This window comes from Rhizobium sp. PRIMUS64 (assembly GCF_023006465.1).
GTDB classification, from domain to species: domain Bacteria; phylum Pseudomonadota; class Alphaproteobacteria; order Rhizobiales; family Rhizobiaceae; genus Rhizobium; species Rhizobium leguminosarum.
Map to the genome: position 1 here is coordinate 234,850 of NZ_JALBGX010000001.1, position 13,934 is coordinate 248,783.

General features: G+C 60.0%; 13 protein-coding genes. 10 read left to right on the forward strand and 3 right to left on the reverse strand.

Annotated elements, in window-relative coordinates:
* Positions 1-3: 3 nt before the first annotated feature.
* A complete protein-coding gene (locus MOV76_RS01095) occupies positions 4-2,184 on the reverse strand; it encodes a TonB-dependent siderophore receptor (protein WP_193444906.1) in 2,181 nt (726 codons plus the stop codon).
* Between the two features lie 444 nt (positions 2,185-2,628).
* Positions 2,629-3,204: a TetR/AcrR family transcriptional regulator gene (locus MOV76_RS01100; protein WP_182565187.1), complete on the reverse strand. Its 576-nt coding sequence runs from the start codon at positions 3,202-3,204 to the stop codon at positions 2,629-2,631.
* Between the two features lie 104 nt (positions 3,205-3,308).
* Here MOV76_RS01100 and MOV76_RS01105 point away from each other — a divergent pair, with 104 nt between their 5' ends.
* Both MOV76_RS01105 and MOV76_RS01110 read left to right on the forward strand, forming a co-directional pair.
* Positions 3,309-3,995: a glutathione S-transferase family protein gene (locus MOV76_RS01105; protein ID WP_018245550.1), complete on the forward strand. Its 687-nt coding sequence runs from the start codon at positions 3,309-3,311 to the stop codon at positions 3,993-3,995.
* A gap of 91 nt (positions 3,996-4,086) precedes the next feature.
* On the forward strand, positions 4,087-5,058 hold the full coding sequence (locus MOV76_RS01110; protein ID WP_018245549.1) for an alpha/beta fold hydrolase: 972 nt from the start codon (positions 4,087-4,089) through the stop codon (positions 5,056-5,058).
* Between the two features lie 77 nt (positions 5,059-5,135).
* Here the strand turns inward: MOV76_RS01110 and MOV76_RS01115 are convergent, their stop codons facing one another.
* Positions 5,136-5,540 (reverse strand): hypothetical protein, encoded by a 405-nt coding sequence (locus MOV76_RS01115; RefSeq protein WP_018516831.1) that lies wholly within the window; start codon positions 5,538-5,540, stop codon positions 5,136-5,138.
* 200 nt (positions 5,541-5,740) lie between these two features.
* Between MOV76_RS01115 and MOV76_RS01120 the strand changes: the two genes are divergently transcribed.
* From MOV76_RS01120 to MOV76_RS01150, 8 genes are all read left to right on the forward strand, one after another.
* Positions 5,741-6,166, forward strand: a complete 426-nt coding sequence (locus tag MOV76_RS01120; RefSeq protein ID WP_018516832.1) for a MarR family winged helix-turn-helix transcriptional regulator — start codon at positions 5,741-5,743, stop codon at positions 6,164-6,166.
* A 67-nt stretch (positions 6,167-6,233) separates the two neighbouring features.
* Positions 6,234-7,127 carry an NmrA family NAD(P)-binding protein gene (locus tag MOV76_RS01125; RefSeq protein WP_247263599.1) on the forward strand — a complete coding sequence of 298 codons (894 nt, stop codon included), beginning with the start codon at positions 6,234-6,236 and terminating at the stop codon, positions 7,125-7,127.
* Between the two features lie 396 nt (positions 7,128-7,523).
* Positions 7,524-8,552, forward strand: a complete 1,029-nt coding sequence (locus MOV76_RS01130; RefSeq protein WP_018516834.1) for a ketopantoate reductase family protein — start codon at positions 7,524-7,526, stop codon at positions 8,550-8,552.
* A gap of 51 nt (positions 8,553-8,603) precedes the next feature.
* Positions 8,604-9,173 (forward strand): TetR/AcrR family transcriptional regulator, encoded by a 570-nt coding sequence (locus MOV76_RS01135; RefSeq protein WP_182565194.1) that lies wholly within the window; start codon positions 8,604-8,606, stop codon positions 9,171-9,173.
* Between the two features lie 12 nt (positions 9,174-9,185).
* Positions 9,186-9,788, forward strand: coding sequence for a 2-hydroxychromene-2-carboxylate isomerase (locus MOV76_RS01140; RefSeq protein WP_018245543.1), 603 nt, complete (start codon positions 9,186-9,188; stop codon positions 9,786-9,788).
* Positions 9,789-9,867: 79 nt separating this feature from the next.
* Positions 9,868-9,993 carry a hypothetical protein gene (locus MOV76_RS39790; protein ID WP_018245542.1) on the forward strand — a complete coding sequence of 42 codons (126 nt, stop codon included), beginning with the start codon at positions 9,868-9,870 and terminating at the stop codon, positions 9,991-9,993.
* Positions 9,990-11,387: an FAD-binding oxidoreductase gene (locus MOV76_RS01145; RefSeq protein WP_247263600.1), complete on the forward strand. Its 1,398-nt coding sequence runs from the start codon at positions 9,990-9,992 to the stop codon at positions 11,385-11,387. Before MOV76_RS39790 ends, MOV76_RS01145 begins: the two co-directional genes overlap by 4 nt.
* Positions 11,388-11,515: 128 nt before the next feature.
* Complete coding sequence (locus MOV76_RS01150; RefSeq protein WP_247263601.1) at positions 11,516-13,849, forward strand: molybdopterin guanine dinucleotide-containing S/N-oxide reductase; 2,334 nt, start codon at positions 11,516-11,518, stop codon at positions 13,847-13,849.
* Positions 13,850-13,934: the final 85 nt, after the last annotated feature.

Below are 13,934 nucleotides of genomic sequence, written 5' to 3' on the forward strand. Positions count from 1 at the left end.
CTATTACCACCGATACTTCAGGGTCGCCGTCATGTTGCGGCCTTGGCCGAGATAGCAGAAGCCCTCGTTGCACACGGTGTCGCGCTGATCGGCAATGTTGCGGATATTGAAGGCAGCCGTCAGGCCCTCGTAGTTCTTGTCGATCGCGCCGAAATCATAAGCGGCAGATGCATCGACATAGAAGCTCGACGGGTTCTTCGAGGTATTGGCGGTATCCGTCCAATTCTCGCTGACATAACGGACGCCCGCGCCGACCGACAGGCCGTTGAACGGATTGGTTTCCTGGAAAGTATAGTTGGCCCAGAGGCTTGCGACATGCGCGGGCGTGAAGGCCGGCGTGTTGCCCTCATTGTCGCCTGCGGTCACCTCGGAATGGTTGTAGGTGTAGGCCGCAATGATATCGAGGCCGTCGGCGATTGCCGCGCGCGCTTCAAGCTCGATGCCCTTTCCCGTCACTTCGCCAAGCGAGTCGTAGGCAAGGGTCAGCGGATTGACCAGCACCGGCTTGTTCTTTTCGACGATGTGATAGGCGACCGCCGACAGCAGGATGTCGGTGCCCGGCGGCTGGTACTTCACGCCGAGTTCGTACTGTTCGCCCTCGGTCGGCTCCAGGATCTTGCCGGATGCCGACCGGTTGGTGACCGGGTCGAACGAGGTCGCATAGGAGACGAAGGGTGCAATGCCGTTGTCGAAGAGGTAAAGCGCACCGGCTTGCCAGGAGAAGGCGTTCTTGTTGACGTCTTCCGAGTCGTTCAAGCCGAAGGAGGGATAGGTCGTGTCACGCGTCTGGTTCACCCAGGTCTGGCGACCGCCGAGGTTGAAACGCCAGTTTCCAGCCTCGATCTGGTCAAGGGCGTAAACGCCGACTTGGCGCATATCGGCATCGGCAACGATGAAGTTATAGTCCGGCGTGGCGCCCGAAACACCATAGGTCGGATTGGCGATATCGAAATCGAAGGCCGAGTTCACCGCCCCGATGCCGTAGCCCCAGTTCGACTGGAGATTGGTGTAATCGAGGCCGAACAGCATCGTATGGGCAAGCGGGCCCGTATCGAACTTCGCCTCGAGCTGGTTGTCGACCTGGAAGACGTTCATCTCGTCGCGGATCGAACTCGCGTTACGATGAGCGACAGTCCCGGTCCAGCTGGAAACGCCGAGGTAACGCGCCCTGAGATCGAGATGCGAATAGCGCAGGTTCTGGCGGAACGTCAGGCCGTTGTCGAATTCGTGCTCGAACTGATAGCCGATCTGCTGCTGCTTGACCTTCTGGTAGTCATAGTCGGGATCGCTCTGCCTTATGTCGAGAATTTTGCCGTCGACGGTCGTGATCGCGCCGACATTGGCATCGGTCTCGTCGGACTGCGCCAGGCCGTACAGCGTGAAGGACGTGCCTTCGTCGGGCTTCCAGGTGAAGGATGGTGCCAGGAAATAGCGATCGTCGGCAATATCGAAATTGTTGTCGCCGTGGCGCGCAAGGCCGACGATGCGATAAAGGAAGTCGTCGTTCCCCTCGCTGATCGGTCCGCCGAAATCGAACATCGCCTGAGCCCGATCCTTGGTGCTGTAGGAGATGCCGACTTCGTGGATCGGCTCTTCGGTCGGAAGCTTCGATATCTTGTTGACGAGGCCGCCCGGCGATCCCGAGCCGTAGAGAACGGATACCGGTCCCTTGATCACCTCGACGCGTTGCAGCTGATAGGGATCGGTGCGGAACATGCCGTAATTGATATAGGGCTGCCGCAGGCTGTCCCGATAGTCGCCGACCGTCGTGATGTTGAAGCCGCGAATGAAGATCTGATCGAAGCGCGGGTCGAAGCCGTTCGGTCCGGTCGTCACGCCGGCCGAATAGCGCACGGCCTCGATGATGCTCTGGGCGCCACGCTGCTCGATTTCCTTTTCGGTGGTGACAGAGATCGAACGTGGCGTCTCGACGAGCGGCGTGTTGATCTTGGTCGCAGCCGAGCTGTTCTTAGCGGCAACGGACGTCCGGTCAGCCTTGCTATCAGAGGCTGCGCCGCCTTGAATGACGATCGGCTCCAGCGCTGTCGCACTGGCATCGGTGGCGCTTTGGGCCGCAGCCGGCGATGCCGCAATGCCGATCAGGACGATCGCTGTCGTGACAAATAGGCTATCTCTATAAATTCGCGATACATTATTAGAAACATTCAAAAAAACACGTGCCATTGCTTGGTCCCTACGCCACGGATGCGGGCGGAACCTATGGAGCGAAATTGGCCTTGTCAACATAAGATGATTATTTTAGTCATCTTTAAATCTATAAATCCACGTCTTCAACACTCCCGAACAGGTTGCAGGTAGAATCGAGGCCTCGTAACGTTCTGTGCGGCTGCCAAACAGAGGCGGTTCTGCCGCGCGCGAGACCAAGTGCGCACCGAGACGACGGCCTACCTGCCGGTCTTGACGGGGATGGACCCGACGATCCCGTATTGCTGCTGATTTTGAACCACGCCCGCGGCCAGCAGTATCAACTGACTGAGTAGGAGGGGTATTTCGACCGCAGATGCCGCTGAAGTGTGGTATTTTGCTCAAGTCCGCCGGCCGACCTATCCGGCGCGCCACATCGCCCTCACTTGAGCAACTTCCACTCCCATTGGAGCCGCCGGCCAATTACGGGAAGAGATCTGTCGCTCGGTAAGCCCGGATCGTCCGGTCATAGATGCCGATGTCCTGGCAGCCCCGCGCGACCAGCTGGGCCCCCTCGATGGCTGCGAAGATCGCCATCGCGTGCTCCTGCAGGTCTTGGTCGCTTGCGGAAGGCTTGGCCCGCGAAAGCACCTTGGATAGCCACCCGACATTCATAGCGGCGAATTTATCGACCTCGGTCCGAACCTCCGTGGGAAGGTCGTCAAGTTCGGCACTCATGATTCCGCACAGGCACATGCGATTGTCGTTTGCCAGAGCTGAGCGAAAGATCTCAGTATATCTGTCCATGCACCAGGTCGCGTTTTCGGACGTCGCCAGCAGCTCCGTCAGATAGGCTGCTCCGTCCTCGGTGTAGCGGCGCGCCAATGCAGCGCCGAGGGCGCCCTTGGTCGGGAAGTGGTAGTGCACGCTGGCACTCTTGATCCCCACTTCTTTCGCGAGCTCACGAAAGCTAAGCGCATTATAGCCGTGCGCTTGCACCGTCGCTCTTGCGGCGCTCATGACCGCCTCGCGCATATCCGTTTTGGTTTTGGCCATCATCGATCCTTACCTATCACTCGATAGATAGTTGTTGACGCCGGAAAAGGGAAGGGATAAACGACGACTGTAATCTATCTATCGATAGACAGATAAAGGAGTCTCCCATGAAAATCTTCGATCGCCCCGGGTTTCCCAATCCGGCCCGCATCCGCATCGTGCTCGCCGAGAAGGATCTCGAACCGCAGGTCGAGTTTGTTTCCGTCGATCTTATCGGTGCCGAACACAAGCAACCCGCCTTCCTCCAAAAGAACCCCTCGGGCGTGCTGCCGGTGCTCCAGCTCGAGGACGGCACCTACATCGCGGAGGCCACTGCCATCACCGAATACCTCGACAATCTCGACGGCGATCCGCGGCTCACCGGCAAGACGCCAAAGGAAAAGGCCGTCATCCACATGATGCAGAAGCGGGCCGAGACCGAGCTGCTCGATGCGGTCGGCAACTATTTCCACCACGCGACGCCCGGCCTCGGCGCCGAGCTACAAGTGTTCAAGAGCCCGGAATGGGCTGGCCGCCAGGACTGGGGTAACCGCCAGCGCGACAAGGCGCTCGCCGGCATGACATATTTCGACAGATTGTTGCAGGACCAGTCGTTCGTCGCCGGCGATGCATTCTCGATGGCCGACATCACGGTGTTTGCCGGGCTGATGTTTGCCGACGCCGCCGGCATTGCCATCCCTGAAGATCATTCCGCGCTGAAGTCCTGGCGCGCAAAAGTCTCCGAGCTGCCGAGCGTCAAGAATCGCAGCGGCCAGATGTTCGTCGCGGAGGATCTGCGCAGGCTCGGCTTCTGATCCCCGCACCCGGCCTGAACATCGCGCCGATACGTCCAACCACATTACCCACTCGCGCCGCCCAGGCGGCATAATCTCACGGAGTTTCCTCATGTCTACGATCTCAACACCCGACAGCGCTTCCCGGCGCAACCTGCTGAAAGGGGCTGCCATCGCCGGCGTCGGACTGGCGGCGGCCGGTGCCAGTGCGAACTTGGCGGCAGCAAAAACGCCCGCGTCAGTCCATGCCGGGAAGCTCACAGGCGACCGCCTGGTCACGAAAGACGGCACCGACCTCTACTTCAAGGACTGGGGCACCGGTCCGGCCGTGGTATTTAGCCATGGCTATCCGCTCTCGTCCGACGCCTGGGAGGACCAGATGTTCTTCCTGTTGCAGAACGGCTATCGCGTCATCGCCCATGACCGTCGGGGCTTTGGCCGGTCGAGCCAGCCGTCCGGCGGTTACGACTACGACACCTTCGCCGACGACCTGGCGCAACTGGTCGAAGCGCTCGATCTGCGCGAGGCAACGTTCGTCGGCCACTCGATGGGCGGTGGCGAGGTCGCGCGTTATGTCGCGCGTCACGGCCAGAGCCGCGTCGCCAAGGTCGCCTTCGTCTCCTCGGTGACACCCTTCCTGCTCAAGACCGCGACCAATCCAAACGGAGCGCCAAAGGAGCTGTTCGATACGTTCCGCGCCGCTGTGCAGGCAAACCGGTCGCAGTGGAATCTCGACGTCACCATGCCGTACTACAGCTTCAACCGTCCGGGCTCGCACGTCTCGGAAGGTCTTAGGGAGAGCTACTGGCGTCAGGGACAGGCAACCGGGTTTCTTGCCGCCTATCACGCGCTTGGCGCCTTCTCCGAAACCGATTTCCGCGACGACCTCAAGAAGATCACCGTTCCCGCGCTGGTGGTCCACGGCAGCGACGACCAGATCGTCCCGCTGGAAATCTCCGCGAAACTGACCGCCGGGCTCGTTCCACATGCCAAGCTCATTGTCTACGAAGGCGGCTCCCATGGGCTGCTGCATGTCGACAAGGACCGATTGAACGCCGATCTGCTGGCGTTCCTTCGCGGCTGATGGCGTGGAAAAGGCCGGGGGCTGGCTGTAGCCCAGCCTCCGGCGCCATTGCGCGCGATCGTATGCGAGTCTGGCAATCAGGACGCCGTGATCTCGTTGACCGACGCGTCGTAAAAGAGATCGTCACCAAACTCCTCCCCGACAATGCCGCCCAGTCCTGCCGACAGCGACAGCGCAGCGTCCAAAGGCAAAAACGTCATCGTCACGCGCCGAACGAGCCCGGTCTCGTCGCGCTCGATGACACCTACCGCTTCCAGATCGAGGCCGGTGCGAAGTGTTGCCTTGTATTGCAGGAAATGGCGCTGATCGATCGCCCCATAGAAGGTCGGCGTCTGCGAGGCATAGAGCGTGCCGACGGCCTCGACCAGGCGCTTGATATTGTCACGGCCGGAAACCGGACGGCGCAGGACCGTCCCTCTCAGTTCGGCGTCATCGGCAAGATCATCGAGGAATGGGTGCTTTTCTCCGTTGCTGCCCGTCATGACGTTTCTCCGGAAGGCGTGATTTCTGGGGTGGCCGCGTGAGCGCGATCCAAACTCAACATCGACCTTGCGGGATATAGTGTGTAATTGCACGTCAAGCAATGAGCCTTGGAATCGGGATGTGGCGAGCATTCTACTTTGTCCGTCGAACGCCGAGATTCGCGCTTGACACTGTGCAATTGCACATTTAGATGTGCCCCATGCCGACACCCACTGGTCCCCATCTCTGTTACGCCCTCGCCGCCCGCCAGAACGCGCGCCATCTGAGCCGTCTTTACGACAATCATCTGGCGCCTGCCGGACTGTCGGTCTCGCAGTTCTCCATCCTGTCGCTGCTAGAAGCCTACCAGAGCCTCAAGATCACCAGTCTGGCCCATATGCTGAGCATGGAGCGTACGACGCTCGTCCGCGCGCTGAAGCCGCTGCAGGCAGCCGGATGGGTTGTCGCCGGGAGAGCCGACAGCGGCCGCGCCTTCGATGTCACCCTCTCCCCCTCCGGCGTCGCAAAGGTGGCGGAGGCTGTCCCCCTTTGGGAAAACGCCCAGGCCGCGTTTGAGCGGGAGGTCGGACAGGACCGCGCCGTGCGCATGCGCGATGAAATCCTGGAGCTGAACCTCGGCGGGTAGCTCCCCTTTTTACCCAAAACTGTGTAATTACACACTTTATGATGCAGCCAAACACAAGGAGATAGAAATGACTGACAAGTTCCTCGTTACCGGCGCAACCGGTGAGACCGGCCGCTACACCGTCCAACGCCTGCTCGAAAAAGGCCACTCCGTCCGCGCAATGGTCCACAGGCAAGACGAGCGCGCCGACGCGCTTCGCAGCGAAGGCGCCGAGGTCGTGGTTGGCGACCTCTTCGAGCATGACGACGTTATCCGCGCTGCCGCCGGCACCACTGCCGCCTATTTCTGCTATCCGGTCCGTCCCGGCATCATCCAGACGACGGCATATTTCGCCGATGCGGCCAGGCGCGCCGGGCTGAAGGCCGTAATCAACATGTCGCAGATCTCCGCGCGCGAGGACTCCAAGAGCCATGCGGCGCGCGATCACTGGATCGCCGAGCGGGTCTTCGACTGGTCGGGTGTTCCCACCATCCACCTGCGGCCGACCTTCTTCTCGCAATGGCTGCTCTACCCGTTTGCACGCAAGACGATCGTCGAGCAGAGCATCATTGATCTGCCCTACGGCGCTGGCCGTCATGCGCCGATCGCCGCCGAGGACCAGGCCCGCCTGATCGCCTCGCTGCTGGCCGATCCGGCCGCCCATATCGGCAAGACCTACACGCTTCATGGGTCGACCGAGCTTGACCAGCCGGGCATCGCCGCGGCCATCAGCGAGGTGCTCGGCCGCAAGATCAGCTACCAGCCGCTGACCATCCCCGCCTATCGCGATCGCCTGGAAAAGTTCGGCCTGCCGGAATTTCTGATCCAGCATTTCTGCGCGATCGCCCTCGATTACCAGAATGGCATCTTCTCGGGCGCCGACAAGATCATCGCCGAAGTGACAGGCGTGCCGCCGATGACCGTTCAGGACTTCGTCACCTCGCACCGGGCCGCCTTCAATACCCTGAACGCGGCGGCGTAAGCCGCTCCGGCGCGGCCCGACGAGCATCGGCATCACCGGGTCTGAAACGCCGGCTCCGTCCACAAGCTGATGGCGGCGCGATGAATGCGCCGCCCGGCCAACCTTCCAGGAGAAGCAAGTTGAACATCAACCTTTCAGGTAAAGTCGCCCTCGTTACAGGATCTACCGAAGGCATTTTCCAGAATTTGCTTCTTATTTGATCCATGGCCGGCGGAGATTAAGGTGGCCGTAAAACGTCCAAATTCCAAACTATTTTCTACGAAATCAGTAGAAAGAGAACGACCTGTCTTTCTTCGGCCCATTTACATGCCTATGTTTCAAACGTGGGCTTGTCGACCTTCTCGCTGACGCCACACGCTAGTCCGCCTTGGTCATAAATCAGATTTGGGAAGAGAGATGACACGATACGTTATCGTGGGGGCAGGCGCGGTTGGTGCGAGCCTCGCTGCGCAGTTCGAACTTTCCGGCATCACATATGCGCTCGTCGGACGTGGCGCACAGATCGGCCATATAAAGAGGTATGGTTTGAGCTACCAACGTCCCTCTGGCAAGCGACAGACCGGGCTTAACGCTTTCGACCTCAGCGACCCGCCCAAATTGACCCTCGATGATATCCTGATGTTGACGGTCAAAACTCAGGACGCGGCAAGCTCCCTGGCCTCCTGGTCATGGCGTCCTGTGTCGGATTCGGGAGGTGCAACGGCTGCCAGTCTCCCCGTCGTCACCTTTCAAAATGGCTTGGCGACAGAAGCGATTGCGCTCAGAACTTTCGCCAGGGTTTACGGAGCTAGTATTCTGACGCCAGCACGGTTTACCGAAACCGGCTCCGTTGCAGTGGCGGGTGATCCGCAGGTCGGCGTGGTCACCATAGGGCGTTTCCCGTCGGGTTCTGATGAAACAGCCGAGCAGATTGCGGCGGACCTCACCCGCGCTAATTATCTGGCGGAAACCAGCAATGATATCCGCCGTTGGAAATCAGCCAAACTTCTTCACAACGTCAGAAACGTCTTGGAATTGTTCGTTGGGGCCGAGGATCTCCGCGTCTCCATCGCCGAGGCGCTGGTCAATGAAGCTCGCCAGGCTCTCGAGGCTGCCGGTTATAACCTCGCCTCACCCTCTGAACGGACCACAGATCTTTCAGGGTGGCGTATAGCTCAGGACAGTGGCATCCATCCCGGTCAACAATCGACCTGGCAGAGTTTTACCAGAGGCGCTTCGAGTGAAGTCGATTTTCTCAACGGCGAAATCGTCTTGCTGGGTCGTTTGCACAATATTCCGACACCCTACAATGAGGTTGTCCAGAATCTTGCTGGCAGATTGGAGCATCAAGGCGGCTTCACCAAAGCACTGGCGCTTGACGCGATTCAATCACTTGTCGACAGGCCCTATCGGGCGAGCAACACCGATCTCGCCGCAACGAACTGATTGTCGCCGTCTAATTGTTCAACGATGCAACCACCAACCTGAAGCGATCCAATGAGAGAACCCATATCAGATCAGATCCTCGCCGCAGCCGGCGGGCTATTTTATAGCGAAGGTATTCGGGCTGTTGGGATAGATCGCATTATCGAAGAAGCGAAAGTTGCAAAGGCAACGCTATATCGACACTTCCCGTCCAAGGATCATCTTGTTGCGGCCTATCTCCAGGATCGCCACGAACGTGTTGTTCGCTCCTTGCAGGAGGCCCTGGACGCGACGGCTGCTCCGAGAGACCAGGTGAGAGTTATTTTCGAGCGCCTGTATGAAAAGGCCGACAGCCCGGAGTTCCGGGGCTGCGCATTTGCTCTTGCGGTGGCCGAGCATGGCGACTCAGAACGCGTCGTGTCCGTCGCCCGAACGCATAAGAAGGCCGTGAGCGACATCTTCCGTGCCATTATCTCCAAAGCCGAATTAGGGCCCGACCAGACGGCTGCTCATCTATCGCTTCTCTATGAAGGCGCGCTTGCGACGGTGGCAGTCGGACGTGATCCAACAGCGGTTCTCGTCGCCCGAGACTGCGCACTTTCTGTATTCGACGCCGCAATCCTACGCGACCGGACATCTTGAGAGCACTATAATATGACAAAGATCATCGACTATTTCTTCGGCATTGGCTCGCCATGGGCTTTCATCGGTCTGGACGCGTTCGCGGCACTGGCTTCCGAACAAAACGCTACGATCCGCCCCTATGTCATCCCCCTGATTGAGGATAACGGCGCCATCTATTCTCGTAACCGGCCGGAGGCCCGTCGAGCTTATTGGACGAAGGATCTCAAGCGTTGGGCGGCCGTCCGGGGCAAAACGCTGAACTTCGAAAATCGCGCGGCCTTGTCGGATCCAACGCCGGCGGGTTTCATGATCCTTGCCGCCATCGATGCGGGCAAAGACTGGCTCAAGCTGACGAAAGCGCTGCAGGAGGCCTTCTGGTTGCGCGGAGAAAATATCGGTGACGCACAGGTGCGTCGCGCAATCGCGGATGCCGCGGGCTTCGATGGCGCAGCGCTGGATGAGCGTGCCCAGAGCGACGCCGTGTTGTCGATATGGAAGGCCAATTACAAGACCGCCAAGGACGCCGGTGTGTTTGGGCTGCCGACATTCCGTTATGAGGACGAGCTTTACTGGGGGCAGGACAGCCTGCCCTTCCTCGAACGTCATCTCAAGGGCGCAAAACTGGTCGCCTGATCCTGTCGTAAAGTCGAGGTGCGCGCCCGCGCGAACGCAGCCGGGCCGCAAACCTCAGATCGCAATTCCGGGGTTTCTCATGTCTCTTTGCTCGCCGGGTTCCCTGGTCTTCACCGAATGGCTGGCGGCGCATCTCGATCATCCTGGCCACGTCATTCTTGACGGCTCTTTCACGACACCGATGTCGCGCGGAGCGGACAAGTGAGCGCGCTCTCCCCTGCTCTTATCGAGGCGCTATACGACCGTTTCGGTGACCGCTTCTCCACATCGCAGCCCTTGCGGGAGCAGCATGGCCGCGGTGAATCCCACCACATCGCCGCGATTCCGGATGCAATCGTCTTTGCGGAAAACACGGAGGACGTAGCGGAAACCGTGCGGCTCTGCGCGGCCGAAGGCGTGCCGGTCATCGCATTCGGCGCCGGTACCTCCCTCGAGGGCCATCTGAGCGCGGTACGGGGTGGTGTTTCCATCGATCTCTCCCGCATGTCGCAGATCGTCCGCATCAGCGCCGAGGATTTGGATTGCACGGTTGAGGCCGGCGTGACCCGCGAGCAGTTGAACGCTCATCTGCGTGACATGGGCCTGTTCTTCCCGATCGATCCGGGCGCCAATGCCTCGATCGGCGGTATGGCATCGACCCGCGCATCAGGCACGAATGCCGTGCGCTACGGAACCATGCGCGAAAACGTCTTGTCTCTAACCGTCGTTCTGCCGAGCGGTCAGATCATCCGAACCGGTGGGCGGGCACGAAAGTCGTCGGCCGGATACGATCTGACGCGGCTGTTCGTGGGCTCCGAAGGGACCCTCGGCATCATCACCGAGGTGACGCTTCGGCTTTATGGCATTCCGGAAACGACCTCGGCCGCGCTTTGCTCGTTCGAGAATGTCGAACAGGCGGTTGCTGCGGCCATCGCAGTCGTGCAGCTCGGCATTCCGGTCGCGCGGATGGAGTTGATGGACCGCGGTCTGATTGAAGCCGTCAACGCTTATTCGAACCTGTCCTTGAAGATCGAGGACACACTGGCCTTCGAGTTCCACGGCTCTCCGGCCAGCGTGCAGGAACAGGTCGAGATGGTCGCCGGCATCGTCGGGGACAACGGCGGCAAGGACTTCGAATGGGCCAATACGCCGGAAGAACGCAACCGCCTGTGGAAGGCGCGTCACAATGCGTTTTATGCCGTCGTTTCCCAGCGTGCGAATGCCAAGGGCTGGTCTTCCGACGTCTGCGTGCCGGTATCGCAGCTCAGTGCCTGCATTCTCGACACGCGCGACCTGCTGCGTAGCTGCAGCGTGCCGGCCGCCATTCTCGGCCATGTCGGCGACGGCAACTACCATGTTGTCTTCGCCGTCGATCCGACGAGCCAGGCAGAACTCGACGAGGTCGCCGCCATCAACAAGAAGATGGTGGAATACGCGATTTCGGTCGATGGCACATCGACGGGCGAACATGGGGTGGGCACAGGCAAGATCAAATATTTGCGTCAGGAACACGGAGATGCCGTGGATCTCATGGCGGTCATCAAAAATGCCATCGATCCGAAAGGCATCATGAATCCCGGCAAAGTCCTTCCAGACCATGTTTCGCCGGCTACTGCATAATTCCTTAAATCGGAATCGATTTAAGGAATTATGCAGCATTTCAAAGCGTTACAGCGTCCTTGGCGCGTCTTAAAAAGACGCGCGGCGCTGTACTCTGAAAACGGCTTGATCGCCGAGGATACTGTCAAATGAATAGCTTCAAGACCCACAGTTCCCATTGGGGGGCATTTTCAGGCCGATACGAAAACGGAGGTCTTGAGGTCCGGCCTCATCCGGGCGATCCGCATCCGTCGCCATTGCTGGGCAACATTCCGGCGATCGCCCATAGCCCTATGCGCATCAGGCGGCCGGCGATCAGGCGCGGCTGGCTCGAAGGCGCGCCGGATCACGCGCAGAATCGCGGGTCGGACGACTATGTCGAGGTCAGTTGGCCGCGCGCAGCCGACCTCGTCGCAAAAGAGCTGCAGCGCGTTTACGGAAACTTTGGCCCGGAAGCCGTGTTCGGGGGATCCTACGGCTGGTCGAGTGCCGGACGCTTCCACCATGCACAAAGCCAGATCCACCGGTTTCTCAACGTGCTGGGTGGTTACGTCGGTTCCGTCAACACCTACAGCTCCGGTGCGGCAATGGTCATCCTCCCGCACGTGTTGGGACCATACGATCATTTCGACCGCAAGAGCGTCACCTGGGATGCCATCGAACGGAGCAGCGAGCTGGTCGTCGCCTTCGGCGGGATGGCGATCAAGAACACCGATGTGCATGGCGGCGGCATCAGCGCGCATATCGTGCCCCGGACGCTGAACGGCGCGCACGCGCGAGGTGCGCGTTTTGTCCTCGTGAGCCCCCTGAAAGACGATTTTCCTGCTGAGGTGAATGCCGAATGGCTGCCCATCTTACCCGGCACCGACATCGCGCTGATGCTCGGCCTCGCGCATGTGCTCGTCAGCGAGGGATTGCACGATCGCCAATTTCTCGACCGATATACGGTCGGCTACGAACGTTTTGAAGACTACCTGCTTGGCCGGATCGATGGTGTCGAAAAGGGCCCGGATTGGGCGTCCCACATCTGCGGCATCGGCGTCGACACCATCAAGACCCTCGCGCTCTCCATGGCGCGCGCCAGGACGTTGATCACCGTCAGCCATTCCTTGCAGCGTGCCGACCATGGCGAGCAGCCGGTCTGGATGGGCATCGTGCTCGCCGCAATGCTCGGGCAGATTGGGCTGGATGGCGGCGGCTATTCCTATTCCCTTGGAGCGTTGGGCAACATCGGCAAACACCAGCTCGCCGTCCCGCTGCCGACGTTCAGCCAATTCAAGAATGCCGTGTCGGATTTCATTCCCGTCGCGCGCATCGCCGACATGCTCCTCAATCCGGGCCACGAGTACAACTACAACGGCCACGCGATGCGTTATCCCGATATCCGCCTCGTCTATTGGGCGGGAGGCAACCCGTTCCATCACCATCAGGATCTCAACAGGCTGCGGGCGGCATTCAAGAAACCGGAGACCATCATCGTGCATGAGACGGCCTGGACGTCGTCTGCGCGCCACGCCGATATCGTGCTGCCGGCGACGACCACGCTCGAGCGTGACGATATCGGTGCGGCGGACCGCGATCCGCTGATGGTCGCCATGAAGAAGCTGATCGAGCCGGTCGGCGAAGCACGGGACGATTATGAGATCTTCTCTGAGATCGCGCGCCGTCTCGGCAAATTCGAAGAGTTCACCGAAAACCGCACCAGCCGGGAATGGCTAACCTTCCTCTTCGAAACAACGCGCAAGGCGCTCGTAGCCGGTGGACACGAAGCTCCCGACTTCGAGACGTTCTGGGAACGTGGAGAGATACGCCTGCCGCTCAAACCCGACGATGGCGGACCGGCGCGTGCCTTTCGCCATGATCCGTTTGCATCTCCGCTGCAAACGCCATCCGGAAAAATCGAGATCTTTTCGCAGACGATCGAGAGCTTCGGCTACGACGACTGCCGCGGCCATCCGCGATGGTATCCGCCAAGGGCGGAGGCGGAGGACGATAAAAGCCGCTTCCCGCTCCATCTGGTCTGCAACCAGCCGCATCAGCGGCTGCACAGTCAGCTGGACTACGGCGATTTCAGCCGCTCCACCAAGATAAAGGGGCGGGAACCGGTTCGTATAAACCCGGCTGACGCGGCTGAACGCGGCATTTCCGATGGCGACATTGTGAGGCTGTTCAACGCCCGCGGCAGTTGCCTTGCAGCCGCGGTGATCAGCGAGGACGTCCGAAAGAGCGTGATGCAGCTTGCGACGGGTGCGTGGTTCGAACCCGACAATGCGGCCTCCGACAAAGCCATGTGCATCCACGGCAATCCGAACATCCTCACCCGCGATGTCGGAACCTCGCAATTGGCCCAGGGCTCGACCGGACAGCTTACCAGGGTGGAGGTAGAGCGGTTCGTCGGCGAACTGCCTCCGGTGCGGATATTCGAGGGGATGACGTTCTTAGACGAGGCTGAGAGGTCCAGCACGAAGGCCAGCAACCAGTAGATCGGCTTCATCAACCACGGCGAAGGATGCACTGCGCCCGGAAAAGCTGATCCTCACACACCCAGAAACCGAACAAAATAATCCA